This window comes from Mycobacterium sp. IDUB_5, assembly GCF_055419565.1.
Genome location: NZ_JBVAXX010000005.1, coordinates 1 through 25,647, shown reverse-complemented (window position 1 = coordinate 25,647; position 25,647 = coordinate 1). Strand labels below are relative to the sequence as shown.

Below are 25,647 nucleotides of genomic sequence, written 5' to 3'. Positions count from 1 at the left end.
GACGATTCAGCGGATGGCTCCGCGACATCTATCCCTTAAGCAACCGCCACGAGCGAAAGGATCGTCATGACGATACCGAGGGGATCACGGGTCGCAGGTAAGCGAGTTCTCGTCACGGGTGCGGCCCGGGGCATGGGTCGCAGCCACGCGGTGAGGTTGGCCGAGGAGGGCGCTGACATCGTCATCGTCGACATCTGCGCACCCATCGCCGGGCTGGAGTACGAACTCGCCAGCGAGGACGACCTCGCGCAGACCGCCGAGGCGGTCGAGAGCGCTGGGGCCCGGTGCATCTCCGTGGTCGCCGACATTCGCGACGAGCACGCGCTGACCGGCGCCGTCAACGATGCCGCGGCGAGCCTTGGAGGCCTTGACGCTGCAGTGGCCAACGCAGGCGTACTCACTGTCGCGACGTGGGACCGCACCACCGCGCATCAGTGGCGAACAGTATTGGACGTCAACCTGATCGGCACATGGAACACGTGCGCAGCGGTCATTCCACACCTGATCGAACAGGGAGGTGGGAGCTTGGTCAACATCAGCTCGGCGGGTGCCTTGAAGGGTTTCCCCCTTCAGCACCCCTACACCGCCGCCAAACAAGGTGTCACCGGCTTGACGGTCGCGCTCGCGAACGAACTCGCAGCCCAGAAGATTCGGGTCAACTCCGTACATCCGACCGGCGTGCCCACAGGGATGATTCCACCATCGCTGGGCGCTCTGCTGGGCGAACAGCGCCCCGACCTCGTCCCCAGCTTCATCAACGCCATGCCCACCCCCTTCGTCGATCCACTCGATGTCAGCCACGCGGTGACCTATCTGGTGTCCGACGAATCGCGGTTCGTCACCGGCATGCAGCTCAAAGTCGATGCCGGCGTCACCATCAAGTGACGAGACGCGTGACCGACCCGCCGTTACTTTAGTTGACTGAAGTCATTCAATACTCCTCCAGCGACGCGCTCAGTAGGGAATTTGCGAGCGAGTCGCACGGTTCCTCGCCTTCGATGCCTGGCTTGCCGAAGAGAAGATGACCGATGCGAGGATCTCATCAGAAACCCTGGGCACGTGTCGGGCGAACGCCTCAACGCGGCACACGACCATTGACCGACATCAGTACCCATCTTGTACAGGCTCTTGTGAATACACGTTTTGATGTACTGTCGTCGACGTGCAGACACTCGCCCATACCGACGCGTTGGCGAGGTTCGGTCACGCCCTGTCGGATGTCACGCGGACCCGCATCCTGCTCAGCCTAAACACCGCTCCGAGCTACCCCGCCGACCTCGCCGACCGCATCGGCGTTTCCCGACAGATGCTGTCCAATCATCTGGCGTGCCTGCGCGGCTGCGGACTGGTGGTCGCCGCGCCGGAAGGCCGACGCACCCGGTACGAGTTGGCCGACCCACGCATCGGTCATGCCCTGAACGACCTGATGGGCTTGGTCCTCGCCGTAGACCCCGACTGCCAATGCGTCGGGCCCGACGGCACCGTCTGCGGGTGCGGCTGATGGCCTCCCCGGCGGCGGGCGTGGCGCCCACCGACGACCGGCGCGCGGTGCTGTCCCGCCGCATCCGTCTTTTCGTCGCTGCCACGATCTCCTACAACGTCATCGAGGCCATCGTGGCGCTCACGGAGGGCGCGCGGGTGTCCTCCACGGCGCTCGTCGGGTTCGGCCTCGACTCCGTGATCGAAGTGTCGTCCGCGGCGGCGGTCGCATGGCAATTCGCGGGGCGCGATCCTGAGGCGCGCGAGAAGATCGCACTCCGCGTCATCGCGTTCTCGTTCTTCGGACTGGCCACCTACGTCACGGTGGACGCCATCCGCGCGCTGCTCGGCGTCGGCGACGCCGAGCACTCAACCATCGGCATCGTGCTGGCGGCGCTCAGCCTGGTCATCATGCCGGTGCTGTCCTACGCGCAGCGCCGGGCGGGTCGCGAACTCGGATCGCTGTCCGCGGTAGCCGATTCCAAACAGACGCTGCTCTGCACCTACCTGTCGGCAGTGCTGCTCGTCGGCTTGATCCTCAACAGCCTGTTCGGTTGGTCGTGGGCCGACCCCATCGCCGGACTGATCATCGCCGCAATCGCGGTGCGCGAGGGCGTCAATGCCTGGAAGGGCGACACCTGCTGTCCCGCGCCCGTCGCCACCGGCTCCGAGCCGGCCCGGTCGAGCTGTGACTGCTGCGACAACTAGGTAAGGGTTCCAGTCACTTCTTCTGTTGTGTCGCAATCACTTCTGCCGATAGGGACGTGATCGGGCTCCTGCGGAAGACCGACTTCGTGGTCTCGTTTGCCTGCGAGCCCGCACCTCAGGCAGCTGTGCACGACGGCGGGCGGTGATTGGACAGTTCACCTGGCCCCTCAATGGATTCCGATCAGTGCGGCGCACGTGTCCCAGAGGCGCGCGGCATTGTTGGGGTCCAGGGCGTAGGGCGCGACCCCGCCATCCTTGCCCAGGTTCGCAGGACGTTCGCTGACGATCGTCGCTTCGTTGTTGTTTTCGAAGTACCGTCCGCCTATTCCCTCAAGGTGCGGTGATGCGGCCAGCAGCGCCGAGGTTGAGGCGCCCTGAGGAACGCTTTTGCGGAACTGCTCGGGGGTTTTGAGACCGCCGGTGTGCTGTTGCAGACCGGTTGCGATCGCACCGGGGTTCACGGCATTGGCCAGGACGCCGTCCGCGGCCCACCGGCGGGTGAGCTCCACCGCAAGCAGAACCGTGGCCGTTTTGGATTGGCCATAAGCTCCCAGAGGGTCGTATGGGCGAAAGCGGAAGTGGAGGTCGTCGAACACGACCGGTGAGAAAAGGTGCCCGGAGGAGCTCACCGACACCACGCGGGCCCCGTTGGCTGAGGCCAGGGCGTGTCGCAGTCTCGTGGTGAGTGCAAAATGACCGAGGTAGTTGCTCACCAGTTGGAGTTCCCAGCCCTGTGGTGTTCGGGTCAGGTCGGGGATGCCCATCACTCCGGCGTTGTTGACCAGGATGTCCAGCGGGCCGTGCCAGAGCTCGGCAAAGCGGGCGACGGAGGCTTGATCCGCCAGGTCTAGCGGGCGCACGTGAAAGGCCGGGTTGCCGGTGGTTCGGCGTAAGTCTCCTGCTATCTGCTCGCCGACGTCGAGCTTGCGGACGGCCAGGGTGACGTCGGCACCGGCGGCGCCCAAGGCGCGCGCCGTCTCGACTCCGAGGCCACTGGTCGCGCCTGTCACCACCGCCCGCCGATCGGTCAGGTCGATGCCGGCCAGGACGTCGTCGGTCGTGGAGTCGAACCCGAACGGGGTGCTGACGAGTGTCATCGACGTTCTCTCTGAGTGGTCAGGACCTGGGACGAGACGACCCCCGAATGCGTGCCGGGAGTCAGGTTGCAGGCGACGACGGCTGGGCCAGCGCGCGGGGCAGGAAGTCTCGGATGTACCCGCTGATTTCCTCGCCGTGGGTCTCCAGAGCGAAGTGCCCAGCGTCGAGGAGGTGAAACTCGCCGTCAGGGAAGTCGCGGCGGAAGGCCTCTGCGCCGGGTGCACCGAAGATCTCATCGTTCTTCCCCCAGGTGACCAACAGCGGGGGTTGATGGGTACGGAAGTACTCCTGGAACGCCGGGTAACCGTCGAGGTTGAACTGATAGTCCCAGAACAGTTGCAGCTGGATGGCGTCGTTGTCTTTGCGGTCCAGACCGAGCTGATCGAGTTGCCAGGCTTCTGGGGCGATGCGGTCGAGCCGATCGGCGGGCACGCCGTGGGTGTACTGCCAGTAGGTGGTTTCGGGCGTGAACTTCTCCCGCACCCCGTCCTCGTTGGCGGCCCGGTCTTTGGCGTGAGCGAACAGAATGTCCCAGAACGGCGTGAAACCCTCCATGTAGGCATTTCCGCTTTGAGTGATCAGCGCGGTGATCCGTTCGGGACGTCGGCTGGCGATCCGTAGCCCGATCGGTGCGCCGTAATCGTGAATGTAGAGAGCAAATCTCTCCAGCCCGAGGTGGGTGATCAATCCCTCGGTGATCTCGGTCAGGCGGTCGAAGCTGTAGTCGAATTGTGTGGTCGTCGGCATGGCAGATCGTCCGAACCCGATGTGATCCGGAGCCACTAGGTGGTACTCGTCGGCCAGCGAGGCGATCAGGTTACGGAACATGTGCGAACTCGACGGAAAGCCATGCAGGAGAAGCAATGTCGGCTTCGCGGGATCACCCGCCTCGCGGTAGAACACTTCGAGGCCGTCAATCGTGGCGGTGTGATAGCGGGTAGCGAAAGCGGCCATGTGTCGTCGCGCTCCTGGTGGTCGCGGATGTACGCCGCAGCAAGGCGGCTCTGACAGACGAATTGTGTGCAGCGTCCGAGTGCTCGATAAAGAGCCAACTTTTGTTAGCTGTGATTGAGGGGGCCGATCAATAGCTGGCCGAGCTCGACCCTTGCCAGTAAGTTCACAGGTCATGGAGCTGCGTCAGCTCACGGCGTTCGTGGCGGTGGCCACCGAACTGCATTTCGGGCGCGCGGCCGAGCAGCTGCACATCAGTCAACCCACCCTCAGTCAATTGGTGCAGCGGCTCGAGAGAGAGGTGGGCACTCCGCTGCTCGTCAGAACCACCCGTCGAGTCGCGCTCACAGCTGCCGGCGCCGAACTTCTGAAGCGCTGCAAGATCATTATCGACGAGGTTGATCTCGCCAAAGCTGCGGTGCTGCGAGTGGCGCACGGTGAGACCGGGACGGTGCGGGCGGCCATCACACCTCCGGTGGCGCCCGTCTTGGCGCCCCACCTGAGAGCAGCATTGCGCGAGCGACTGCCTGACGTGAAACTCGACGTGGAGAGGATGTGGTTGCCGGATCTGATCCGCACGATCGCCACCGATCACGCCGATGTGGCCATTACGTGCGGCGTGCCGCCCAATCCTCCGGGTGTGGTCGGCAGAATCTTCTGCAGCGAACCGCTCCTCGTCGGAGTCCGCCGGACACACCCACTCGCAGACCGTGATTGCGTATCGCTCGATCAGCTAGCCGACGACACGCTAGGAGTACCCAACGAAACACTGTTTCCCGCATGGGCACTGACGCAACGTCAAGCACTGGAAGCGGCCGCCGTGTCTCCACCGACGACTGTCTTGGCTGCCACCGGGTTCTCCTCGACAGGATGGAGCCGACAACCCGACGTGACGTGGGTTCTGCTGAGTGAATCGCTGGGACTCCCGCCCGACACCGCAATCCTCCGAATCCACGGCGACCCACGTATCCCCTACGTCCTCCAATGGGCACCGGAACGTGTAGGCACCGCCGCCATCCGACGGTTCGTGGAGATGGCCCTGACGATGGACGCTCCGCCCGGATGGCGCGTCGAGCCGGGTCGCGAATGACCACCACGACGACATGTCGTTGATTGGCGGAACCGATCAATAGGTGAGCATTGATTGCTGGAGGCAATCAATGAGACGGAGTCCAGCACTGACTCCACTCACTATTGCCCACCACCTGTGGGAAAGCGACCGCTTTCACCCAACCCCTCACACGTGGTTCACGAGCCGACCGCGTCCGCGGCGATCAGGCCGAAGCACTGCCGTGGGTCAACGCACGTGCCGGACCACATTGGCATGGGCGTCACCGGAGAAGTGTTGCGGGACTTCATTCTCGGCTGCACCAGGGGCTGAAGCGGTTCGCGGCGACGATCAGTCTCCGTAGAACAGCGTGTAGTGGCCAGGTCCTGTTTCGTAGCAATAGGAACGGCTTGCGCCTGGCGGAGCCGCTGCGTTGGCCTGTCGGGCTGCGGCCTTGCATGCAGCCTCGTTCACCCCGAAAGGGATGTACTGGTCCGCGCTGGCCGTAGGCGCCGCATGAACTGCCCAGATGAGAATGGCGGCAAAGGTGAGAATCTTCACCATGCTCAGCTCCTCTATCGCCGTTAAACGTGCCGATTCGTTGCGGCATCATCAGGAATTCGCCGACAGCTCAACTTTCGCAGCCGACGCCGTCACGATCCTTGTCCAGCCACATGCCGTAGTACGGCGACGAGGATGGAATGTCTTGATAGCCAGCAGCCCTCGCTTGCGTGCAGTTCGAGAAGGGTGTCGACCCAGGCTGTGCATTGACTACTGCGGGCGCCACTACTGAAAGCACTGCAATGACAGAGCTGACAAAGAGCGCGCGCCGGATCATGAGAGTCCCCCCTCGATTTGCTGATCTCCCCCACGACCCTAACGAGATTACGGCGCAACGTGCCACATTTGTGAATTTGCTGTCGGCTAGGAAAGCGACCCGGCGGTGTTCCTCGGGACGATATCCGCGCCTGCTGATCGAACCGTGTCAGCCGTCCGCCCCCGCACTGAACCCGAAGTGCCGCAAAGACACCCGCCGACCGGCGCGCTGGTCCTACATTCGGTTTGTGAGGTGGGTTGGGCCGACGGCAAGGCAAGGCAAGAAAAAGGCGGCTTCCGGTGACCGGAAACCGCCCTTGACCTGCGTCGGGCTGACAGGATTTGAACCTGCGACCACTTGACCCCCAGTCAAGTGCGCTACCAAGCTGCGCCACAGCCCGCGCGCCTCCCGGGATCGCCGGTCGGCGGTCGAAAGCTTACAGCAGGGTTACCCGCGGCTCCCAACCGCGTCGCCGCGGCCCGCGCGGGTACACCTGACCGATGAGCGACACTCCCCTGTGGCTGTTCGCCGACCAGCTCGGCCCCGCCGTCTACGGCGGTGAACACGCCCACCGCGAGGTCTTGCTCGTCGAGGCCACCTCCGCCCTGTCCAAGCGCCGCTATCACCGCCAGAAGCTGCACCTGGTTCTCTCCGCACTACGCCACGCCGAACGCGACCTCGGCGACCGCGCGACCCTGCTCAAGGCCGACACCTACACCGACGCGCTCGCACAGTTCGACCGCCCCGTCCTGGTCCACCAGCCCACGTCGCACGCCGCCGAGCGCTTCGTCAACCGACTGCAGAAGCAGGGGCTCATCGAAGAGGTGCTGCCGACACCGACATTCGCGTTGCCGCGCAGGGACTTTCAAGAGTGGGCCGGAAACCGCACCCGGTTCCGGATGGAGGATTTCTACCGCGATCAACGGCGCCGCTTCGACGTGCTGATGGAGGGCACCGATCCCGTCGGCAAGCGCTGGAACTACGACGAGGAGAACCGGGAGTCCCCGCCGAAGAAGCAGCAGCATCTCGACGTGCCCGCCCCGTACAAGCCCCGTGAGGACGACATCGACGAGCAGGTCCGCCGCGACCTCGACGCGATGGACCTCCACACCGTCGGTGCCGACGGCCCGCGCCTGTTCGCCGTCACCCCCACCGAGGCGAAGCGGGCGCTGAAGCGCTTCATCGACCACCGGCTGCCGCTGTTCGGTCGCTACGAGGACGCGATGATGGGAGGCGACTGGGCGATGTCGCACTCGCTGCTGTCGGTTCCGCTCAACCTCGGCGTGCTGCATCCCCTCGACGCCGTCGAGGCCGCCGAGCAGGCATACCGCGACGGCAACGCCCCCCTGGCCGCCACCGAGGGCTTCATCCGCCAGATCCTGGGCTGGCGCGAGTACATGTGGCATCTCTACTGGCATTTCGGCCCTGACTACACGAAGAAGAACGAGCTGAAAGCCCGCACGCCGCTGCCGCGGTGGTGGGCCGATCTGGACGCCGACGCCGTCACCGCGGCCTGCCTGCACCACGCCCTGAAAGGGGTCCGCGACCGCGGCTGGTCCCATCACATCCAGCGGCTGATGATCCTCGGAAGCCACGCGCTGCAGCGCGGCTACCGTCCCGACGAGCTGACCGAATGGTTCGCCACCGCCTACGTCGACGGGTTCCGCTGGGTGATGCCCACCAACGTCGTCGGGATGAGCCAGCACGCCGACGGCGGCCTGCTGGCCACCAAGCCGTACACCTCGGGGGGCGCCTACATCAACAAGATGAGCGACCACTGCGGCGACTGTGCGTTCGATCCGAAGAAACGGCTCGGCGAGGACGCCTGCCCGTTCACTGCGGGCTATTGGGCCTTCACACACCGCCATCGGGATCTGCTGGCCAAGAACATGCGCACCCGGCGCGCGGTGTCGTCGATGGACCGCCTCGGCGACCTCGACGCGGTCCTCGAGCAGGAGTCAGCGCGGGAGCACTTCTGAGTGCGGGCTACACAGCCAACAACCGGTACAGCCCGATCAATCCGACGACGACGATCACCGCGCGGAGCACGTTCGGCGAGAGTCGTCGACCGTAGTGCGCACCGACGAATCCGCCGATCAGCGACCCGATCGCGATCAGCCCGGCGGCTGCCCAGCTGATCCGATCGAACGCCACCACCGTGTACGCGACAGCCGCGACGATGTTGACGAGCAACGACAGCAGGTTCTTTGCCGCGTTCATCCGCTGCATGTCCTCAGGCAGCAGCGCACCCATCACAGCGACAAGCAGAATGCCCTGCGCGGCGGTGAAGTAGCCGCCGTACACGCCGACCGCGAACGTCAACGCGACCAGCGCCGTCATCCGCGCAGCAGACACGTGGTCGGCGGACTCACCCTTCGCTTCGGCACGCCGGCGCGCCCAGGCCTGGATTCGAGGCCCGATGAGCACCAACACCAGGGCGAGCACCAACAGCACGGGCACCACGGTGGTGAACACCTTCTCGGGCAGGTGCAGCAGCAGCCAGGCACCACCACCCGCGCCGAGCAGCGACGCGGGGATCTGCCAGCGCAATCGGCGCCACTGACCGCGCAGCTCGCGCCGATACCCCCACGTCCCTGACACCCCGCCGGCGACGAGGCCGACGGCGTTGGACATCGTCGAGGTCACCGGTGGATACCCCAGCGCGACGAGCGTAGGGAACGTGATGAGGGTGCCGGAGCCGACGAGCGCGTTGATCGCGCCGGCGCCGACCCCCGCGAGGGCGATGAAGATCATGTCGACGACGGGCACTCCGCCGACCCTATCGGCGCTTGGGACCCCTCTTTTCACGCACCCTGACATTGATGCGGACCGGGCTGCCGTCGAAGCCGAACGTCTCGCGTAGCCGCCGCTCGAGGAAGCGACGGTAACCGGCCTCGAGGAAACCGGAGGTGAACAGCACGAACGTCGGCGGACGGGTGGTGGCCTGCGTGGCGAACAGGATCCGCGGTTGCTTGCCCCCGCGCACCGGCGGCGGTGTCGCGGCGACGACCTCTTTGAGGAACGAGTTCAGCTGGCCTGTCGTGATCCGCTTGTCCCATGAGTTCAGGGCGGTTTCCAGGGCAGGCACCAGCTTCTGCACCGCCCGGCCGGTCATGGCCGAGATGTTGACCCGGGGCGCCCACTGGATCTGCGCCAGCTGCAGGTCGATCTCCCGGTCGAGCAGGTAGCGGCGGTCCTCGTCGACGAGGTCCCACTTGTTGAACGCGAGCACCAGCGCCCGGCCCGCCTCGATCACCATCGTCAGCACCCGCTGGTCCTGCTCGGTCAGCGGTTGCGAGGCGTCGATGAGCACGATCGCGACTTCGGCGGCGTCGATGGCGCCGTGGGTGCGCACCGAGGCGTAGAACTCGTGGCCGCTGGCCTGGCCCACCTTGCGCCGCAACCCGGCGGTGTCGACGAACCGCCAGAGTTTTCCGTCCATCTCGATGAGTGAGTCGACGGGGTCGACGGTGGTGCCTGCCACGTCGTGCACGACGGAGCGTTCGTCACCGGAGAGTCGGTTGAGCAGCGAGGACTTGCCGACGTTCGGCTTGCCGACCAGCGCCACCCGGCGCGGTCCCCCGCCGCTGCCCCCCACCTCGGACAGGGCGGGCAGCTCGTCGAGAACGGCGTCGAGCAGGTCGGCCACACCGCGGCCGTGCATCGCGCTGATCGGATGCGGCTCCCCGAGTCCGAGAGACCACAGCGCCGCGGCGTCGGCCTCGCCGCGGTCGTTGTCCACCTTGTTGGCGGCCAGGAACACCGGCTTGCCGGCCCGCTGCAGGATTTTCGCCGCAGCCTCGTCGGCGCTCGTGGCACCGACGACGGCGTCGACCACGAAGACGATCGCGTCGGCGGTACGCATCGCCACCGACGCCTGCTCGGCGACCAGCTGCTGCAGGCCCTTCGCGTCGGGCTCCCATCCACCGGTGTCCTGAACGACGAACCGCCGCCCCGACCAGGACGCGTCGTAGGACACGCGGTCGCGGGTGACACCGGGGATGTCCTGCACGACGGCCTCGCGCCGACCGAGGATGCGGTTCACCAGTGTCGACTTACCGACGTTGGGCCGGCCGACGACGGCGAGCACCGGCGGTGGAGCCGAGGCCTCCTCCACCGCCTCGGCAATGTCGTCCGCGCTGACCTCCCAGTCACCTTCGTCGAACCAGACGCCGTCTCCATCACTCATCTGATCGCACCGGCTTTCTGTTCGACCAGTGCGGTCAGATGGCCGATCACCTGGTCCTGGGTCATGTCGCTGGTGTCGACCACCAGCGCGTCGTCAGCGGCGCGCAGCGGCGACACCGCCCGGGTGGAGTCGAGGTGGTCGCGGCGACGGACATCGGTGAGGACCGCGTCGTAGTCGTCGGGCAGTCCGGATGCGACGTTCTGATCGTTGCGCCGGCGCGCCCGTTCTTCGGCGGAGGCGGTGAGGAAGATCTTCACGTCGGCATCGGGCAGCACGACGGTGCCGATGTCGCGTCCTTCGACGACGACAGGACCCGTTCCGTCGGCGAGATCGCGCTGCAGCGAGACCAGGCGGCTGCGTACCTCGGGCACCGCGGACACCGCCGACACCGCCTTGGTCACCGCGTCGCCGCGGATCTCGGCCGAGACGTCCTCGCCGGCCAGGAAGGACCGGTCCTCTTCGGGGTCGTGTCCGACGGCCATGTCGATGTCGACGACCGCCGCCACGATCGCCGCCGGATCGTCGAGGTCGACCCCCTGACGCAGTGCGCTCAGCGTGACGATCCGGTACATCGCTCCGGTGTCCAGATAGCGAGCATGCAGAGCTGTCGCCAAACCCCTTGCCACAGTGGACTTTCCGGTTCCCGCCGGGCCGTCGATCGCGATCACCACCGACCGGGTCACAACCCCACCGCCTTGTACAGCTCGCCGATCTCCTTCTGCGTCAGCACCCGGATGCTGCCCGGTCGCTGCTCGCCGAGCGTGACGGACCCGATGTCGGTGCGGACGAGTTCCTGGACAGGAAAGCCGACGTCAGCCAGCAGACGTCGCACGATGTGCTTGCGGCCCTCGTGCAGCGTCACCTTCACCAGAGAACGGCCCGGCACGGTGTCGACGACAGCGAAGTCGTCCACGCGTACCGGTCCGTCGTCCAATTCGACGCCGGCGCGCAGCTTCTTGCCGAGCCCGCGGGGGACGCTGCCCAACACGGTCGCCAGGTAGGTCTTGGGCACCTCGAACGACGGGTGCATGAGCCGGTGGGCGAGCTCACCGTCGTTGGTGAGCAACAACAGTCCCTCGGTGTCGGCGTCGAGCCGGCCGACGTGGAAGAGGCTCTTCGTACCCCGGACCCGGTGTTCGACAAGGTCTCCGACACACGGACGTCCGCGATCGTCGGACATGGTCGAATGCATGCCGCGCGGTTTGTTGATCGCCAGGTACACCCGGTCCTCGTCGACGGCGATCCGCGCGCCGTCGACCCGAATCGTCGAGTTCTGCGGGTCGACCCGGGTGCCGAGTTCGGTGACGATGACCCCGTCGACCTCGACCCGCCCGTCGCGGATCATCTTCTCCGCCACCCGCCGGGACGCGATTCCGGCTTGGGACAACACTTTCTGCAGCCGCACACCCTCGTCGTCGCTCATCGTCACTCCCGCTCCGCGTCGACGTCGATCGCGGCGTCGGGTTTGGACCCCGACGCCCCGTTGAGTTTCATGAAACGTGGCTCCTCGTCGAGGTTTTCGCTGATGTCGTCGATCACGTCGACATTCGGAAGCAGCGGTGCGATGTCGGGCAGATCGGTCAGCGACGACAGCCCGAGGCGTTCGAGGAACAGCTCGGTGGTGGCGAAGGTGACCGCACCGGAATCAGGGTCGGTGCCGGCCTCGGTGATCAGGCCGCGCGCCATCAACGTGCGGATCACCGCGTCGACGTTGACGCCGCGCACCGCACTCACCCGGGCCCGCGTCACCGGTTGGCGGTAGGCGATGACGGCCAGGGTCTCCAGCGCGGCGCGGGTCAGTCGCGTGCGGGCTCCGTCGAGCAGCAGCTTCTCCACGTACGGCGCGTACCGGGAGCGGGTGTACATCCGCCACCCGCCGCCGGCTTCACGCAGATCGATGCCGCTGCCCCGTGCTGCGAAGCCGTCGGCGAGCACCTGCAGCCGCTCGGCGACGCGGGCCTCCGGGACCTCGGTGGCCGTCGCGAGGGCATCGATGGGCACCGGGGTGTCGACGACGAGCAGCAACGCTTCGAGCACCGCGTCGAGCTCGGCATCATCGAGCACTACGTCATCGAGCTCGGTGTCATCGAGCTCGGCGTCGACGAGGTCGGCCTCGACGTGCTCAGCATCGGGCTCGGTGTCCGGCTCGGTGTCCGGCGAAAAATTCTCAGGCATCTTCTCTAGTTCCGCGCTATTCGGCGTCCGCGGTCGCCAACTGCTCGCTGCTCGGCCGCTCCCCTGTCCAGGAAATCTGGAGCACTCCCAGCGGTTCTGACTGGTCGAATGCTACCGCCCGGGCGCGAAACAACTCGAGCAGCGCCAGGAAGCGTCCGACGATCTCCATCGGCATCTGGCAATCGGCGACCAGGTCGGAGAACGACGCCCACTGGCCGATCCCCCGGTCTTGCAGCAGTGACATCAGATTGGCGGCCTGCTCGGGCACCGAGACGGGGACCTGATGGAGATGGTCGAGACCGACCGACGGCACCGGCCGGGGAGTGAAGGCTGCGGCCGCGATCTCGGCGAAGCGGGTCGCATCGACCCCGAGCATCACCTCGGGCAGCAGGTCGGCGAAGCGGTCCTCCAACGCGACGGCCCGCGGATAGCTGCGCAGCGCCGCGGACTCCAGTTCGGCGAACATCTCCGCGACGTGCTTGAACGCGCGGTACTGCAACAGCCGAGCGAACAAGAGGTCCCGCACCTCGAGCAGCGCCAGGTCGTCCTCGTCGTGCACGTCGCCCGCGGGCAGCAGCCGGGCCGCCTTCAAGTCGAGCAGTGTGGCGGCGACCACCAAAAACGATGTCGTCTCGTCGAGGCCGAGCTTGCTGCCGATCTCCTTGGTGTAGGCGATGAACTCGTCGGTGACCTGGTGCAGCGCCACCTCGGTGACGTCGAGTCGGTGCGCGAAGATCAGCTGCAACAGCAGGTCGAACGGACCCTCGAAATTGCTCAGCCGAACCTGGAAACCGGTCTGCTCGCTCACGCGCCGAACCGGTGGATGACCTCGCGAGCCAACGCGCGGTACGCCTCTGCCCCAGCCGATTTGGGCGCCCACGTGGTGATCGGCTCGCCGGCGACGCTGGTCTCAGGGAAGCGCACGGTGCGGGTGATCACGGTGTCGAACACGAGGTCACCGAAGCGTTCGACCACCCGGGCCATCACCTCGCGGGAGTTCACCGTGCGGGGGTCGTAGCGGGTGATCAGGATCCCGCTGATGTCGAGCTTGGGATTGAGCCGGTCGTGCACCTTCTCGACGGTGTCGGTGAGCAGCGCCAGACCGCGCAGCGAGAAGTATTCGCACTCGGTGGGGATCACCACGCCGTCGCTGCACGCCAGTCCGTTGACGGTGAGCAGGCCCAGCGACGGCTGACAGTCGATCAGCACGTAGTCGTAGCGGTCGAGCACCGGGTAGAGCGCCCTCGCCAGCGACTGCTCCCTGCCGACCTCGTTGACCAGTTGGATCTCTGCGGCGGAGAGATCGATGTTGCTGGGCACCAGGTCCAGCCCCGGCACCCGGGTGGTCATCAGCACCTGGTCGATCGACACCCGCGGTTCGACCAGCAGGTTGTAGACCGTGTTGTCCAGCTCGTAGTGCGGGACGCCCAGCCCGGCCGACAGCGCGCCCTGCGGGTCGAGGTCGACGAGCAGCACCCGGCGACCGTATTCGGCCAGCGCTGCGCCCAGGTTGATCGTGGACGTGGTCTTACCGACCCCGCCCTTCTGGTTGCACATCGCAATCACGGTGGCCGGGCCGTGCGAGGTGCGCGGCGCCGGTTCGGGGATCTCGCGTGGCAGCCGGCCGGTCAACCCGGGGGTGGGAGCGGGGACGGGCTCGGGCGCCGGGTCCGCGATGGGTCCCGGGTGTGAGATGGATCCCGGGTCTGTGATGGATCCGCCCGTGTCGTCGGTCATGCCGGACCGTCGCTGGTCAGGCATCCTTCGGGCGTGGCGGACATCGCGACGAGTTTAACGGGAGATGGCGCGCCGGCGAGGCAGACCCGCACGCTAGCGCGCTCTCGGGTGCGCACCGGCCCACACCTCGCGGAGCGCGTTGACGGTGACCATCGTGTAGATCTGCGTGGTGGTCACCGAGGCGTGGCCGAGTAGTTCCTGCACGACGCGCACGTCGGCGCCGCCATCGAGCAGGTGGGTGGCGAATGAATGCCGCAGTACGTGCGGGGAGACCGCGGCGGTGATGCCGGCGCGATCGGCGGCGTCCTGGAGCACCTGCCATGCGCTCTGCCGCGACAGACGCCCGCCCCGGGCGTTCAGGAAGATTCCCGGGGTGCCGCGGCCGCGGCGGGCCAGCTCCGGCCGGGCCCGCACCAGGTACGCGTCGAGCGCAGCGACAGCGGGCCGGCCGATCGGGATGAGGCGCTGCTTGCCACCCTTGCCGTGGAGCAGCACCGAGCGGGCTTGCAGGTCGATGTCGTCGAGGTCCAGGCCCACGGCTTCGGAGATCCGCGCCCCGGTCGAGTACAGCAGCTCCAGCAGGGCCCGGTTGCGCAGCGTCAGCGGCCCGTCGGCGTCGCTGTCCCCGCCCGCGGCTTCGAGCAGCGCCAGCACTTCGTCCAACGTGAGGCTCTTGGGCAGCCGTCGGCTCGGTGTGGGCGGCTTGACCTCCCGCGCGACGTCGGCCGTGGCGATGCCCTCGGCCGCGGCGAAGCGGTGCAGGCCGCGCACCGCGATCAACGCGCGCGCCGCCGAGACCGCCGACAGCGCGGGTACGCCGTTGTCGGGGTCGCCCTGGCGAAGGGCGACGAGGAATTCACTGACGTCGGGTTCGGTGGCGTCGGCCAGATCGGAGACGCCGCGCGAGAACAGATGCTCGACGTAGCGGCGCAGATCCCGCCGGTAGGAGCTCAGCGTGTTGGCGGCGGCGCCGCGTTCGATCGCCAGGTGGTCGAGGTAGCCCTGGATCTGGACCTCGAGGGTGGAGCCGACAGACGAGAACGTCTGGGTCACGCGTGTCCCTTCCGCCGTGCGAACGCCCTGGGCCTGTCGGTCCAGGGCGCGTCGACGGCGCGGAGCGCATCGATGCCGGGCATCGCGTGCGCGGCCAGGATGCCGGCGACGGCGATCGAATTCACGATCTCCCCCGAGTACACCCTGGCGACGGCGTCTTCGAGCGCGACACGCTCGACGATCAGGTCGGCTTCTTCGTGTTCTGCGTCCGGGCGGCCGACCTCGCGCAGCCCGGTCGCCAGGAACACCCGCACGCTCTCGTCGCTGAACCCGGCGGCGGTGTCGAGGTCGACCAGCGTGTGCCAGGTGTCTGCCGCCAGTCCGGCTTCCTCCGCGAGCTCCCTCGCCGCCGACTCGTGCGGCGGTTCGCCACTCATGTCCAGCAGGCCGGCGGGCAGCTCCCACAGCCGACGGCCGAACGGGTGCCGGTACTGATAGACGAGGACGACGCTGCCGTCGTCGTCGAGGGCGACCACGGCCACCGCGCCGTAGTGCTCGACGATCTCGCGTCGCGCCGTCGACCCACCGGGCATCCGCACCTCGTCGGCACGCAGCGCGAAGATGTTGCCCACATAGAGGGTTTTCGAGGAGGCGACCGAGAAGTCGTGGGTGCCGGCCTCGTCAGCCACGGGCGGGCGCGTCTTCCAGAGAATGCTTGGCGCCGTTGGTCTCCCGCTCGGGAGCCTCCGGGATGTCGACAGGGAGCCGTTCGGCGTTGTTGTACTCGAGCGACGCACCGACGAACGCGGTGAACAGCGGGTGTGGGCGGGTCGGGCGGCTCTTGAGCTCCGGGTGGGCCTGCGTGCCGACCAGGAACGGATGAACCTGCGGGTCGTATTCGACGAACTCGACCAGATGCCCATCGGGCGACGTGCCCGAGAATCGCAGGCCGCTCTCGGCGATCTGCGCGCGATAGGCGTTGTTGACCTCGTAGCGGTGCCGATGGCGCTCGGAGACCTCGGTCGCCTGATATGCCTGCGCGACAATCGAATCCGGGGTCAGGACCGCCGGGTATGCACCCAGGCGCATGGTGCCGCCGAGGTCCGCTTCGCCGGCGACGATCTCCTGCTGATCGGCCATCGTCGAGATCACCGGGTCAGGAGTGTCGGGGTCGAATTCCGCGGAGCTCGCCTCGGTCAGACCCACCGAGCGCGCCGCCTCGATCACGATGCACTGCAGGCCAAGGCACAGGCCCAGGACCGGCAGGCCGCGACGGCGGGCGTAGCGGATGGCGCCGATCTTGCCCTCGATCCCGCGGATGCCGAAGCCACCCGGGATCAGCACCCCGTCGACATCGGCCAGAGCCGTGGCCGCACCGGCGTCGGACTCGCAGTCGTCGGAGGGGACCCAGCGCATCTCGACCCGGGCGTGATGGGCGAAGCCGCCCGCACGCAGCGCTTCGGCGACCGAGAGGTAGGCATCGGAGAGGTCGATGTACTTGCCCACCAGGGCGATCCGCACGGTCTCGCGCGGTTCGTGCACGCGGCGCAGCAGGTCGTTCCACTGCGTCCAGTCCACGTCACGGAACGGCAGATTGAGCCGCCGCACCACATACGCGTCGAGCTCCTCGCGATGCAGCACCTTGGGGATGTCGTAGATCGACGGTGCGTCGGGCGTCGAGATGCAGCCGTCGATGTCGACGTCGCACATCAGGGCGATCTTGTTCTTCAGCCCTTCCGGCACGTCGCGGTCGCAGCGCAGGATCAGCGCGTCGGGCTGGATGCCGATGCTGCGCAGCGCAGCCACCGAGTGCTGCGTCGGCTTGGTCTTCAGCTCACCTGAGGGCGCCATGTAGGGCACCAGGGAGCAGTGCAGGAAGAAGCAGTTCTCCCGGCCGACCTCGTGACGCACCTGCCGTGCGGCCTCCAGGAACGGCAGCGACTCGATGTCACCGACCGTGCCGCCGACCTCGGTGATCACCACATCGGGGCGGTTCCCGTCGGCGTCGGGCTCGGCCATCGCCAGCACCCGGTTCTTGATCTCGTCGGTGATGTGCGGGATCACCTGCACGGTGTCGCCGAGGTACTCGCCGCGGCGCTCCTTGGCGATCACCGACGAATACACCTGGCCCGTCGTCACATTGGCGTACCCGCTCAGGTTGCGATCCAGGAAGCGTTCGTAGTGGCCGACGTCGAGATCCGTCTCGGCACCGTCCTCGGTGACGAACACCTCACCGTGCTGGAACGGGTTCATCGTGCCCGGATCGACATTGAGGTACGGATCCAGCTTCTGCATCGTCACCTGCAGACCACGCGCGGTGAGTAGCTGACCGAGGCTGGAAGCCGTCAGGCCTTTACCGAGAGAGGACACCACCCCACCGGTCACGAAGAGGTGTTTGGTGGCGGTTTGCGGATGCTTCCGCAGCGGCTTCATTTGGCCTGGCACGGAACCCCACCCTAACACCGTCTGCGGCACCGCGTCGCTGACACGCGGGCGGGTGACCGGCGTTACTGCGGGACGGTGACCGCGCTGGCGCCCTGTCCGGTTCCGTACTGACCGGGTTTGCCGCCTGCGACCAGCGCGCCCAGCGCGAGCACGCTGGTGATCCGGCCGGATTCCCGGTCGACGTCGTCGACGGTGCTCATCGCGCTGGTGAGTGCGTTGTCCGAGCGTACGACCGCGACAGCCGAGGTGCCCGTGGCCGCACCGTCGCGGCCGGCGAGCACGACGCCCGCGCCATGGGTGGCCAGACCGGCGGCGAACCGGGCCACCGTCGCGCCCTGGTTGCCCGCGTCGTCGCCGAGTGCGCCGCCGGTGACGACGACCGCGGTGTCGGCCACTCCGATGCGGTCGGTGCCGTAGGTGATGAATCCGGTGTCACGCAACGCGGAGAGCACGGTGTCGCGCTGATCGTCGTTGACGGGCGGACCCTTGGGGTCCTTGTTGGCGAGCAGCGTGATGCCGAGCAGATCGCCGGCTTGCGAGCCCTGGTCGACGGTCGTGGTGCTCAGTTGCGTGCCTGCGGGCACGATCGGGGAGTTCACCACCGACAGCAGCTTCTCGGCGGAGTTGGCGTCGACGAACTCCTGGGTCAGCGCGACGGTGCCGCTGACCGCGCCGCCCGCCTCACCGACGAGGCGAGCCACGGCGTCGACGTCGTCATCGGTCGCGTCCGGGGTGCGGAACAGCACCACCGATTTGTCGGCCAAGCTGCCACGCAGGATGCGCGGCGCCATCTGTGCATCGAAGTCGCCGGCGGCGCTGAGCTTTTCGTTCAGCGCATTGCGATCGGTGGTGAGCGTGTCGATCTCGGTCTGCATCTGCGCCTTGTCGTCGCGCAGGCCCGACAGCACGGTGTTGGACAGCAGCCCGGAGCCCAGGGCGATGCCGATGGCCAGCGCGAGGAACACGGCGGCCAGCGAGATGGCGTGCGAACGCAGCGAGATCACGGCGCGTGTCCTACGAGACCAGACCCTGGACCCACAGCAGGAACTGGTTCCACGTGTGGGTGACCCATTCGAGCACGGCGGCGTCGGCGCGCGACACCCACAGCGCGGCGATCACCGCGATCAGCATCGCGAGGACCAACAACGCGATCGCGCCACCGGAGACACGGCTGCGGTACAGCGTCGCAACGGCTTTCGCGTCGACGAGCTTCTCCCCCACCTTGAGCCGGGTCAGGAAGGTCGACGGGTTGCTGCGCTGCCGGGTGCGATCGAAGAACTCCTCGATGCTGGCGGTGTGGCCCACGGTGACGATCAGCGACGCCCCGTGGTGATCGCAGAGCAGCAGCGCCAAATCGGCGGCCGACCCCGCGGCGGGGAACGTCATCGCTCCGACGCCGAGGTCCTGGATGCGTTCCAGTCCGGCGGCGTGCCCGTCGGCGTCGGCGGGGAGCACCACCTGCGCTCCGCTGCGTAGCGCCTCGGTGCTGATCTTGTCCGGGTCGCCCACGATCAGCGCCGGTCGGTAGCCCGCCTTGCGCAGGATGTCGGCTCCGGTTCCGACCCCGACGAGGACCGGCTGATACTCCTTGATGAACGGTTTGAGTGCCTTCAGGTCGGCTGCGGCATGGTCCTCCTCGGCGACGACCACGACGTGCCGGCGATTGACATCGACGTCGATGTCGGGGATGCCGATGCCGTCGATGAGCAAAGGGCTCTCGCTGCGGATGAACTCGATGGAGTTGCCGGCGAAGGCCTCCAGATGCGCGACCAGCCCGCCCTTGGCTTCCTGCATCAGCTCGTGAATGTCGGCGTCGGTGCGCTCGGTGCCGAGGATCAGCCGGCGGTCACCGGAGTAGACGCCGCCCTCGTTGATGCGGATCCGTGCGCCGTCCTTGACCTTCTTGAAGATCTCCGGGCCGGTGTCGTCGACGAGGGTGATGCCGTTGGCGACGAGCACCTCGGGCCCGAGGTTGGGGTAGCGCCCCGAGATCGACGACGACGCGTTCACCACGGCGGCGATGTTCGCCTCGACCAGCGCGTCGGCCGTGACGCGGTCGAGGTCCTGCACGTCGATGACGACGATGTCGCCGGGCGTCACCCGGCGCAGGAGCCGGTCGATGTCGCGGTCCACCCGGGCGGTGCCGGTGATGCCCGGCCGTGAACTGGCGTTTCGGGAGAGCAGCGCTGACATCTTCATGGGGGGATTCTGGCCAGCAACGCCCGAGATCTGTCGGAGGCGCGCCGTAACATCAGCCCCAGAAGTATGTTCTTTTCACTCCAGTCACACGCTAGCCGGGCGCGTCACGCTCCGTGCGGGCCGCATCGAGCAGTTCGCGCGCATGCGCTCGGCCGCTGTCGGACTCCCCGAGACCGGCCAGCATCCGGGCCAGCTCGGCGACTCGGTCGTCCTCGTCGAGACGGCGCACACCGCTGGTCTTGGCCCGCGTGGAGGTCGCCTCCGCCTGACCCTCGATGACCAGGTGCACGTCGGCGTAGGCGGCGACCTGGGGCAGGTGGGTCACCACGATCACCTGATGCGTGCGGGCCAAGCGGGCGAGCCGACGGCCGATCTGCACGGCCGCGCGCCCGCCGACCCCCGCGTCGACTTCGTCGAACACCATCGTCGTGCCCTCGGTGGACGCGGCCAGCACCACCTCGAGGGCGAGCATCACGCGCGACAGCTCACCGCCGGACGCACTCTTGTGCAGCGGCAGGATGTCCGACCCGCTGTGCGCGGCAAACCCGAATTCCACCGCGTCGACACCGTCGCGTCCGGCGTGTACGACATCACCGGACGCCAGCGTCAGCGGAGCGCTGTCGTCGGGTCGGGCAGGCAGCGGACTCACCGCGATGGTGAACTGCGCGCCGGCCATCGCCAGTCCGCCGAGTTCGGCGGTGACGGCTTTGGCCAACCCCTTTGCGGCCTTGACCCGGGCCTTGGTCAGGTCCGCCGCAGCGGCCGCAACGGCCCCGGCGAGCTCGTCGACGCGGCGCGCGAGACCGGCCATCGCCTCCTCGGAGACGTCGAGCTGGGCCAGGCGGTCGCGGGCAGTGGCTGCCCAGTCCAGCACGCCGTCGACGTCGGGGGCGTACTTACGGGTCAGCGAGCGCAGCTCGGCCTGGCGCGCCAGCTTGGTCTCCAACGCACTTGCATCACTGGGCAATTCGGACAGGAACTGGCCGAGTTCCGCGGAGACGTCGACGACGACGGTCAGGGCCCCGTCGAGCTGGCCGGCCAACGCCTTGAGCGCAGCGTCATCGGTGTGTTCCAGCGCCGAGCGCGCCTGTCCGATCGTGTCGACCGCGGACACACCGTCACTACCGGGCTCACTCTCGCCGGAGAGCGCCGAGCGCGCTGTGTGCACGGCCTCGCGCAGCGCGTCGAGCTCGGACAGGCGCCGGATGTCGGACACCAGCGACTCGTCTTCACCCGGCTGCGGCGCGACCGTGTCGATCTCGTCGATGCCGAACTGCAGACGGTCCGCCTCCTGGGCCAGTTCGCGGGCGCTGCGGCGCCTCTCCTCGAGATCGGTGCGGGCGGCCAGCCACTCGTCGCGTGCGGTCCGGTAGCGCTGCAGCTTGTCCGTGACGCCCGCGTAGCGGTCGAGAGCGGCGCGCTGCTGGTCCGGGCGCATCAGGCGCAGCTGGTCATTCTGGCCGTGCAGGGTCAGCAGCTCACCGGTGAACTCACTCAGCGACTTGGCGGGCACGCTGCGGCCACCCAGATAGGCGCGCGAGGGCCCTTCGCGGCTGACCGAACGGGCCGCGATCACGCTGCCGTCGTCGTCGCGGTCGGCGCCCGAGGAATCGAGGATGTCCTCGACCCGGGCGACCGCATCCGCACCGATGTCGGCGGTGACGAACCGTCCCTCGACAACCGCCTTGGCCGACCCGGAACGCACCCGAGCGGGGTCGGCGCGGGCACCCCCGAGCAGATGCAGGCCCGTCACCACCATGGTCTTGCCGGCACCGGTCTCACCGGTGAGCACGGTCAACCCACCGTCGAACTCCGCGATCGCGGCGCTGATCGCGCCGAGCGACTCGATCCGAATCTCGGCTAGCACTACTGTCCGCGCCACCCCGTGACAGGCAACCGGAACTTGCGCACCAGCCGGTCGGTGAACGGCGCGCTGTCCAGCCGCACCCACTTCAGCGGAGTACCGCAGCGGGTCACCTCGAGACGACTGCCCGCGGGCAGCACCATCTCCCGCCGCCCGTCGCAGAACACCATCGCATCGTGGCCGCCTGCCTCGATCTCGATCGCGATCAAGGCGTGCGGACTGGTCACCATCGGGCGGGCGAACAACGCGTGCGCGTTGTTCGGCACGACGATGATCGCCTCCAGGTCGGGCCACAGCACCGGGCCGCCGGCAGAGAACGCGTAGGCGGTGGATCCGGTGGGACTCGACACCAGCACTCCGTCGCACCCGAACGAAGACACCGGCCGGCCGTCCACCTCGAGCACCACGCCGAGTACGCCCAGCCGCGGCCCCTTCTCCAGACTCGCCTCGTTGAGCGCCCAACCGCGGTCGAGCAGTTCCCCGCCCGACCACACGGTCACGTCGAGCGTCATCCGCTCCTCGACGCGGTAGTCGCGGCGGACGATGTGGTCGAGCACGGTGTCGATCGAGTCGGCTTCGGCCTCGGCGAGGAAGCCGATCTTGCCGAGGTTCACACCGAGCACCGGTATCTCGACGTTGCGGGCCAGCTCGGCGGCACGCAGGAACGTGCCGTCACCGCCGAGCACGAGAACGAGCTCGCACCCCTCGGCGGCACGCTGATCGGCGTCTACCACCGTGACGTCGACCCCGAGGGCGGCCATGTCCGTCGAGCGGTACTGCGGCGACCCGCGGTCAACGGCTTCAGCGGAGAGCACGCGCAGGGCGATTCCGTTGTCGCCGAACACCTTTGACACCCGCCGTGCGACATCGACGGCGTCGTCACGTCCGGTGTGCACCACCAGCAGGACGGTGCGTTGGGCTGTCATTGCGGACCTTCCTCGACGGCGCGGCGGATCGCTGTCTCGAGTGCGTCACCCGTCAGGGCATCCGCCGCGTCGGCGCGTAGATGCAGGAAGTACTCGACGTTGCCGGCCGGGCCGGGCAGCGGGCTCGCCGTGACGGCGACGCTGCGCCAGCCCAGCGTCTGCGCGGTCGCGGCGACCGAGCGGACCGCGTCGATGCGCAGCAGCGGGTCCGACACCACGCCACCGGCGCCGACCCGGTCCTTGCCGACCTCGAACTGCGGCTTCACCATGGGAACGATATCTGCGGTCGCCGACGCGCACGCAGTCAGCGCCGGGAGCACCGTCGACAACGAGATGAAGGACAGGTCGGCGACGATCAGATCGACTGGCCCGCCGATGGCCTCGGCGGTCAGTTCCCGCACGTTGGTGCGCTCCATCACGGTGACCCGGTCGTCGGTGCGCAACGCCCACGCGAGCTGGCCGTAACCGACGTCGACCGCGACGACCTCCTGCGCCTCGCGGCTGAGCAGCACCTCGGTGAACCCCCCGGTGGACGCACCCGCATCCAGGCAGCGCCGGCCCCCCACCGCTACCCCGAACGCGTCGAGGGCCCCGATCAGCTTGTGCGCTCCACGCGACACCCAACTGGGCTCGTCGGCGTCGTCGACGGTGAGATGCGCTGTCGTCGCGATCGCTGTCGCCGGCTTGGCTGCCCGCATACCGTCCACGCTCACCCGGCCGGCGCCGATCAGCTCAGCCGCCTGCTGACGCGAGCGGGCCAGCCCGCGCCGGACCAGCTCGGCGTCCACACGAGCGCGCCGCGTCACGCGGATCAGCCTTTCTCGACCGATTCCAGCGCGCGCACCAGCAGGTCGTGCGCCTCCTCCAGGCGGGCGGCGACGGAGTCCAGATCAGCGTCGGTGGGTTCGGTCGACTCTCCGAGGAGTTCAGCGACCTGGGCGCGGATCTGGTCGGGTTCGGTACTCATCTCGGGTGCCACGCTAGTCGATGGCGGGGTCGAGCAGCGACCACCGCTGCGCCGCCTCGCGCGCCGCGTCGTCCGCCGCGACGATCGCGGTGCGGCCAGGTTCGCCCCCGGTGGCCCAGACCGCCGCCGCGATCGCACGCACGATGGACAGGGCGTCGCCGGGCTCCTCGCCAGTGGAGGCCACGCCGATGTGGTCGTGGACATCGACGCGCCACGCTGGGTGCGGACCGACCCGCAGGCTGTCGGCGTCGGCGGTCAGTGCGCGAAGATCCTCGGCGATCATGTCCGGCCGCTGATCGGCCACCGCGAATATCGCATCGGCGGAATCGTTGACACCGCACAGCACCATCAGGCTGGGCAGGCCCGCCGCGCGGGCTCCTTCGATGTCGGTGTCGAGCCGATCCCCCACCACCAACGGTGCGTCGAAGTCCCCGCGCGCCAACGCATCTGCCATCAGGGCAGGTGCCGGCTTGCCGGCCACCTGGGGCTCCTGATCGGTGGCCGCACGCAGCGCGGCGACCATCGAGCCGTTGCCGGGCAGCAGACCACGTTCCGAAGGAAGTGTCTTGTCGACGTTGGCGGCGACCCACAGCGCGCCCGCCCTCACGGCGAGTCCCGCCTCGGCGAGATCGGACCATGCGGTCTCCTGCGAGTGGCCTTGGACGACGGCGACGGGCTCGTCGCCGAACTGGCGCACCGGCTGCAGACCGACCGCCCGCACCTCGTCGGCGAGCGCATCAGTGCCGACGATGAGGACCTTCGACTGGCTCGGCAGCTGCTCGGCGAGCATCCGCGCGGCTGTCTGCGCGCTGGTCACGACGTCGTCGGGGGTTGCGGCGAAGCCGAGTTCGCGCAGGTGTTCGGCCACCTGGTCGGCGCTGCGTGAGGCGTTGTTGGTCACGAACAGCCGCCGGGCTTCCAGTGCAGCGAGAGTGTCGACCGCGCCGGGGGTGGGCTCGTGTCCGCGAAAGACAGTGCCGTCCAAGTCGAGCAGGAAACAGTCGTGAAGGTGCGCAAGAGTACTCACGTCAGGACAGTTCCGTGATCCGCTCTTCGGCGTCGGTGACACCTTCTGCATCGGCAGCAGCGGCCTTGAGGAACCATTGCAGCGCATCGTCTCGACGATCCAGAGCCAAGAGTGTGTCGGCGTAGACGTAGAACAGGCGAGCGGCCGTCTGGCCGGTACGGGCCGGATCCAGTTGCGGCGAGGACAGCACGGCGAGCGCCTGCTCGTGCTGGCCGAGATCGGAACGGGCGCCGGCGACGACGATGCGCAGTTCGTCGGCGTCATCACCGGTCAGCTGGGCGGCCTCTGGACTGCGCGCCAGTTCGATCGCGCGTTCGGGACGGCCGACACCCCGCTCGCAGTCGGCGATCATCGCGAGAAGTGGTGAGCGACTGCCCATTCGGCGGGCCGCTCGGAGCTCTGAGAGCGCCTGCGCCCAGTCGCCGCAGGCGTAAGCGGCGATGCCGACGGCTTCACGCACGGCAGCGATGCGTCCCGAGCGGGCACGTGCGGCTCGGGCATGCTCGAGCGCGGCCTCGGGATCCTCGTCGAGCAGTTCACCTGCGGCCACAAGATGACGGGCGACGGCATCTGCGGTAGCCCGATCCAGCGTGGTGAGCTCTCCCCTGATGTCGGGAGCGAGTTGACGGGCCTCGATCTCCGGAGGAATCGGCGGTCCCGCCGGCTTCGTATCGTCCTGCGATCGGGGCTGAGCGGAACGAGCGCGGTGGGGACCCGAGGCACGCGGAGCCGAGCGCTGATCGCGGCGCGGACCCTGCCTGTTTTCGGCCGGACCGCCTCGGTGGGGCCGACGGTCACCGCGGCCAGCCATATTCTCTTCGGGCACCACAAAAGGATACGGGCACCATCGACGACACCACAATTGCGCGAATTCATTGAGCAATAAATGGCGTCGAAATATGTCGTAGAAATAGGAAATCGCCCCCCACGAAAGTGGGGGGCGATTCCAATGTGTGTTCGGCGGTGTCCTACTTTTCCACCCGGGTGGGTAGTATCATCGGCGCTGGTAGGCTTAGCTTCCGGG

Annotated in this window: 26 protein-coding genes and 1 tRNA gene; 5 read left to right on the top strand and 22 right to left on the bottom strand. The window is 67.7% G+C overall.

From position 1 onward, the window contains the following. The first annotated feature begins 66 nt into the window (after positions 1-66). The 3 genes from ACZY1G_RS16785 (at position 67) to ACZY1G_RS16775 (ending at position 2,187) form a co-directional block, all read left to right on the top strand. The gene (locus tag ACZY1G_RS16785; RefSeq protein ID WP_463815934.1) at positions 67-885 is read left to right on the top strand and encodes a mycofactocin-coupled SDR family oxidoreductase; all 819 of its coding nucleotides are present in this window, start codon (positions 67-69) and stop codon (positions 883-885) included. Positions 886-1,162: 277 nt separating this feature from the next. Then, positions 1,163-1,501 (top strand): ArsR/SmtB family transcription factor, encoded by a 339-nt coding sequence (locus ACZY1G_RS16780; protein ID WP_463823035.1) that lies wholly within the window; start codon positions 1,163-1,165, stop codon positions 1,499-1,501. Further along, positions 1,501-2,187, top strand: a complete 687-nt coding sequence (locus ACZY1G_RS16775; protein WP_463823034.1) for a cation efflux transmembrane domain-containing protein — start codon at positions 1,501-1,503, stop codon at positions 2,185-2,187. Before ACZY1G_RS16780 ends, ACZY1G_RS16775 begins: the two co-directional genes overlap by 1 nt. Before the next feature lie 167 nt (positions 2,188-2,354). Here ACZY1G_RS16775 and ACZY1G_RS16770 read toward each other — a convergent pair whose 3' ends face one another. After that, the gene (locus ACZY1G_RS16770) at positions 2,355-3,284 is read right to left on the bottom strand and encodes an SDR family NAD(P)-dependent oxidoreductase (protein ID WP_463823033.1); all 930 of its coding nucleotides are present in this window, start codon (positions 3,282-3,284) and stop codon (positions 2,355-2,357) included. 61 nt (positions 3,285-3,345) lie between these two features. Next, entirely contained in the window at positions 3,346-4,239 is an 894-nt protein-coding gene (locus ACZY1G_RS16765) for an alpha/beta fold hydrolase (RefSeq protein WP_463823032.1), read from the bottom strand. A gap of 172 nt (positions 4,240-4,411) precedes the next feature. On the opposite strand from ACZY1G_RS16765, the gene ACZY1G_RS16760 reads away from it, so the two are divergent. Then, positions 4,412-5,326 carry a LysR family transcriptional regulator gene (locus ACZY1G_RS16760; protein ID WP_463823031.1) on the top strand — a complete coding sequence of 305 codons (915 nt, stop codon included), beginning with the start codon at positions 4,412-4,414 and terminating at the stop codon, positions 5,324-5,326. A 589-nt stretch (positions 5,327-5,915) separates the two neighbouring features. Here the strand turns inward: ACZY1G_RS16760 and ACZY1G_RS16755 are convergent. Together ACZY1G_RS16755 and ACZY1G_RS16750 are read right to left on the bottom strand one after the other, a co-directional pair. Continuing rightward, positions 5,916-6,122, bottom strand: coding sequence for an excalibur calcium-binding domain-containing protein (locus tag ACZY1G_RS16755; protein WP_463815927.1), 207 nt, complete (start codon positions 6,120-6,122; stop codon positions 5,916-5,918). A 305-nt stretch (positions 6,123-6,427) separates the two neighbouring features. Next, positions 6,428-6,501 (bottom strand) — tRNA-Pro (locus tag ACZY1G_RS16750). 100 nt (positions 6,502-6,601) lie between these two features. Between ACZY1G_RS16750 and ACZY1G_RS16745 the strand changes: the two genes are divergently transcribed. Further along, positions 6,602-8,080 carry a cryptochrome/photolyase family protein gene (locus ACZY1G_RS16745; RefSeq protein ID WP_463823030.1) on the top strand — a complete coding sequence of 493 codons (1,479 nt, stop codon included), beginning with the start codon at positions 6,602-6,604 and terminating at the stop codon, positions 8,078-8,080. Positions 8,081-8,087: 7 nt separating this feature from the next. Here ACZY1G_RS16745 and ACZY1G_RS16740 read toward each other — a convergent pair whose 3' ends face one another. The 18 genes from ACZY1G_RS16740 to ACZY1G_RS16655 form a co-directional block, all read right to left on the bottom strand. After that, entirely contained in the window at positions 8,088-8,855 is a 768-nt protein-coding gene (locus tag ACZY1G_RS16740; protein ID WP_463823403.1) for a sulfite exporter TauE/SafE family protein, read from the bottom strand. Between the two features lie 25 nt (positions 8,856-8,880). Continuing rightward, positions 8,881-10,290, bottom strand: a complete 1,410-nt coding sequence (der, locus tag ACZY1G_RS16735) for a ribosome biogenesis GTPase Der (protein ID WP_463815861.1) — start codon at positions 10,288-10,290, stop codon at positions 8,881-8,883. Then, positions 10,287-10,973, bottom strand: coding sequence for a (d)CMP kinase (cmk, locus tag ACZY1G_RS16730; RefSeq protein WP_463823029.1), 687 nt, complete (start codon positions 10,971-10,973; stop codon positions 10,287-10,289). The genes der and cmk overlap by 4 nt, the downstream gene beginning before the upstream one ends. Further along, complete coding sequence (locus ACZY1G_RS16725) at positions 10,970-11,713, bottom strand: pseudouridine synthase (protein WP_463823028.1); 744 nt, start codon at positions 11,711-11,713, stop codon at positions 10,970-10,972. The genes cmk and ACZY1G_RS16725 overlap by 4 nt, the downstream gene beginning before the upstream one ends. 2 nt (positions 11,714-11,715) lie before the next feature. Beyond that, positions 11,716-12,465, bottom strand: a complete 750-nt coding sequence (scpB, locus tag ACZY1G_RS16720; protein ID WP_463823027.1) for an SMC-Scp complex subunit ScpB — start codon at positions 12,463-12,465, stop codon at positions 11,716-11,718. A 16-nt stretch (positions 12,466-12,481) separates the two neighbouring features. Next, positions 12,482-13,273, bottom strand: coding sequence for a segregation/condensation protein A (locus ACZY1G_RS16715; RefSeq protein ID WP_463823026.1), 792 nt, complete (start codon positions 13,271-13,273; stop codon positions 12,482-12,484). Beyond that, a complete protein-coding gene (locus ACZY1G_RS16710) occupies positions 13,270-14,202 on the bottom strand; it encodes an AAA family ATPase (protein WP_463823025.1) in 933 nt (310 codons plus the stop codon). Before ACZY1G_RS16710 ends, ACZY1G_RS16715 begins: the two co-directional genes overlap by 4 nt. 93 nt (positions 14,203-14,295) lie before the next feature. Next, positions 14,296-15,255 carry a site-specific tyrosine recombinase XerD gene (gene xerD / locus ACZY1G_RS16705; protein WP_463823024.1) on the bottom strand — a complete coding sequence of 320 codons (960 nt, stop codon included), beginning with the start codon at positions 15,253-15,255 and terminating at the stop codon, positions 14,296-14,298. Next, positions 15,252-15,884, bottom strand: coding sequence for an NUDIX domain-containing protein (locus ACZY1G_RS16700; RefSeq protein ID WP_463823023.1), 633 nt, complete (start codon positions 15,882-15,884; stop codon positions 15,252-15,254). Before ACZY1G_RS16700 ends, xerD begins: the two co-directional genes overlap by 4 nt. After that, a complete protein-coding gene (locus tag ACZY1G_RS16695; protein ID WP_463816486.1) occupies positions 15,877-17,628 on the bottom strand; it encodes a CTP synthase in 1,752 nt (583 codons plus the stop codon). Before ACZY1G_RS16695 ends, ACZY1G_RS16700 begins: the two co-directional genes overlap by 8 nt. A gap of 74 nt (positions 17,629-17,702) precedes the next feature. Further along, on the bottom strand, positions 17,703-18,644 hold the full coding sequence (locus ACZY1G_RS16690; RefSeq protein ID WP_463815853.1) for a copper transporter: 942 nt from the start codon (positions 18,642-18,644) through the stop codon (positions 17,703-17,705). Positions 18,645-18,654: 10 nt separating this feature from the next. Continuing rightward, positions 18,655-19,839, bottom strand: coding sequence for a putative cytokinetic ring protein SteA (gene steA, locus ACZY1G_RS16685; protein ID WP_463815852.1), 1,185 nt, complete (start codon positions 19,837-19,839; stop codon positions 18,655-18,657). A gap of 91 nt (positions 19,840-19,930) precedes the next feature. After that, positions 19,931-21,706, bottom strand: a complete 1,776-nt coding sequence (gene recN, locus ACZY1G_RS16680) for a DNA repair protein RecN (RefSeq protein WP_463823402.1) — start codon at positions 21,704-21,706, stop codon at positions 19,931-19,933. Further along, positions 21,706-22,629 (bottom strand): NAD kinase, encoded by a 924-nt coding sequence (locus ACZY1G_RS16675; protein ID WP_463815851.1) that lies wholly within the window; start codon positions 22,627-22,629, stop codon positions 21,706-21,708. Before ACZY1G_RS16675 ends, recN begins: the two co-directional genes overlap by 1 nt. Then, the gene (locus tag ACZY1G_RS16670; protein WP_463815850.1) at positions 22,626-23,435 is read right to left on the bottom strand and encodes a TlyA family RNA methyltransferase; all 810 of its coding nucleotides are present in this window, start codon (positions 23,433-23,435) and stop codon (positions 22,626-22,628) included. Before ACZY1G_RS16670 ends, ACZY1G_RS16675 begins: the two co-directional genes overlap by 4 nt. 5 nt (positions 23,436-23,440) lie before the next feature. After that, positions 23,441-23,596, bottom strand: coding sequence for a hypothetical protein (locus ACZY1G_RS16665; protein ID WP_463815849.1), 156 nt, complete (start codon positions 23,594-23,596; stop codon positions 23,441-23,443). A 13-nt stretch (positions 23,597-23,609) separates the two neighbouring features. Further along, positions 23,610-24,623, bottom strand: coding sequence for an HAD-IIA family hydrolase (locus tag ACZY1G_RS16660; protein ID WP_463823022.1), 1,014 nt, complete (start codon positions 24,621-24,623; stop codon positions 23,610-23,612). 1 nt (position 24,624) lies between these two features. Next, positions 24,625-25,434: a tetratricopeptide repeat protein gene (locus tag ACZY1G_RS16655; RefSeq protein WP_463823401.1), complete on the bottom strand. Its 810-nt coding sequence runs from the start codon at positions 25,432-25,434 to the stop codon at positions 24,625-24,627. Between the last annotated feature and the right edge of the window lie 213 nt (positions 25,435-25,647).

Bases quoted from the DNA above. Each gene is read 5' to 3' on its own strand.
- ACZY1G_RS16785 (WP_463815934.1), top strand. From the start codon at position 67: ATGACGATACCGAGGGGATCACGGGTCGCAGGTAAGCGAGTTCTCGTC.
- ACZY1G_RS16775 (WP_463823034.1), top strand. From the start codon at position 1,501: ATGGCCTCCCCGGCGGCGGGCGTGGCGCCCACCGACGACCGGCGCGCG.
- ACZY1G_RS16770 (WP_463823033.1), bottom strand. From the start codon at position 3,284: ATGACACTCGTCAGCACCCCGTTCGGGTTCGACTCCACGACCGACGAC.
- ACZY1G_RS16765 (WP_463823032.1), bottom strand. From the start codon at position 4,239: ATGGCCGCTTTCGCTACCCGCTATCACACCGCCACGATTGACGGCCTC.
- ACZY1G_RS16760 (WP_463823031.1), top strand. From the start codon at position 4,412: ATGGAGCTGCGTCAGCTCACGGCGTTCGTGGCGGTGGCCACCGAACTG.
- ACZY1G_RS16755 (WP_463815927.1), bottom strand. From the start codon at position 6,122: ATGATCCGGCGCGCGCTCTTTGTCAGCTCTGTCATTGCAGTGCTTTCA.
- ACZY1G_RS16745 (WP_463823030.1), top strand. From the start codon at position 6,602: ATGAGCGACACTCCCCTGTGGCTGTTCGCCGACCAGCTCGGCCCCGCC.
- ACZY1G_RS16740 (WP_463823403.1), bottom strand. From the start codon at position 8,855: ATGATCTTCATCGCCCTCGCGGGGGTCGGCGCCGGCGCGATCAACGCG.
- der (WP_463815861.1), bottom strand. From the start codon at position 10,290: ATGAGTGATGGAGACGGCGTCTGGTTCGACGAAGGTGACTGGGAGGTC.
- ACZY1G_RS16725 (WP_463823028.1), bottom strand. From the start codon at position 11,713: ATGAGCGACGACGAGGGTGTGCGGCTGCAGAAAGTGTTGTCCCAAGCC.
- scpB (WP_463823027.1), bottom strand. From the start codon at position 12,465: ATGCCTGAGAATTTTTCGCCGGACACCGAGCCGGACACCGAGCCCGAT.
- ACZY1G_RS16710 (WP_463823025.1), bottom strand. From the start codon at position 14,202: ATGACCGACGACACGGGCGGATCCATCACAGACCCGGGATCCATCTCA.
- ACZY1G_RS16695 (WP_463816486.1), bottom strand. From the start codon at position 17,628: ATGAAGCCGCTGCGGAAGCATCCGCAAACCGCCACCAAACACCTCTTC.
- steA (WP_463815852.1), bottom strand. From the start codon at position 19,839: ATGAAGATGTCAGCGCTGCTCTCCCGAAACGCCAGTTCACGGCCGGGC.
- ACZY1G_RS16675 (WP_463815851.1), bottom strand. From the start codon at position 22,629: ATGACAGCCCAACGCACCGTCCTGCTGGTGGTGCACACCGGACGTGAC.
- ACZY1G_RS16665 (WP_463815849.1), bottom strand. From the start codon at position 23,596: ATGAGTACCGAACCCGACCAGATCCGCGCCCAGGTCGCTGAACTCCTC.
- ACZY1G_RS16655 (WP_463823401.1), bottom strand. From the start codon at position 25,434: ATGGCTGGCCGCGGTGACCGTCGGCCCCACCGAGGCGGTCCGGCCGAA.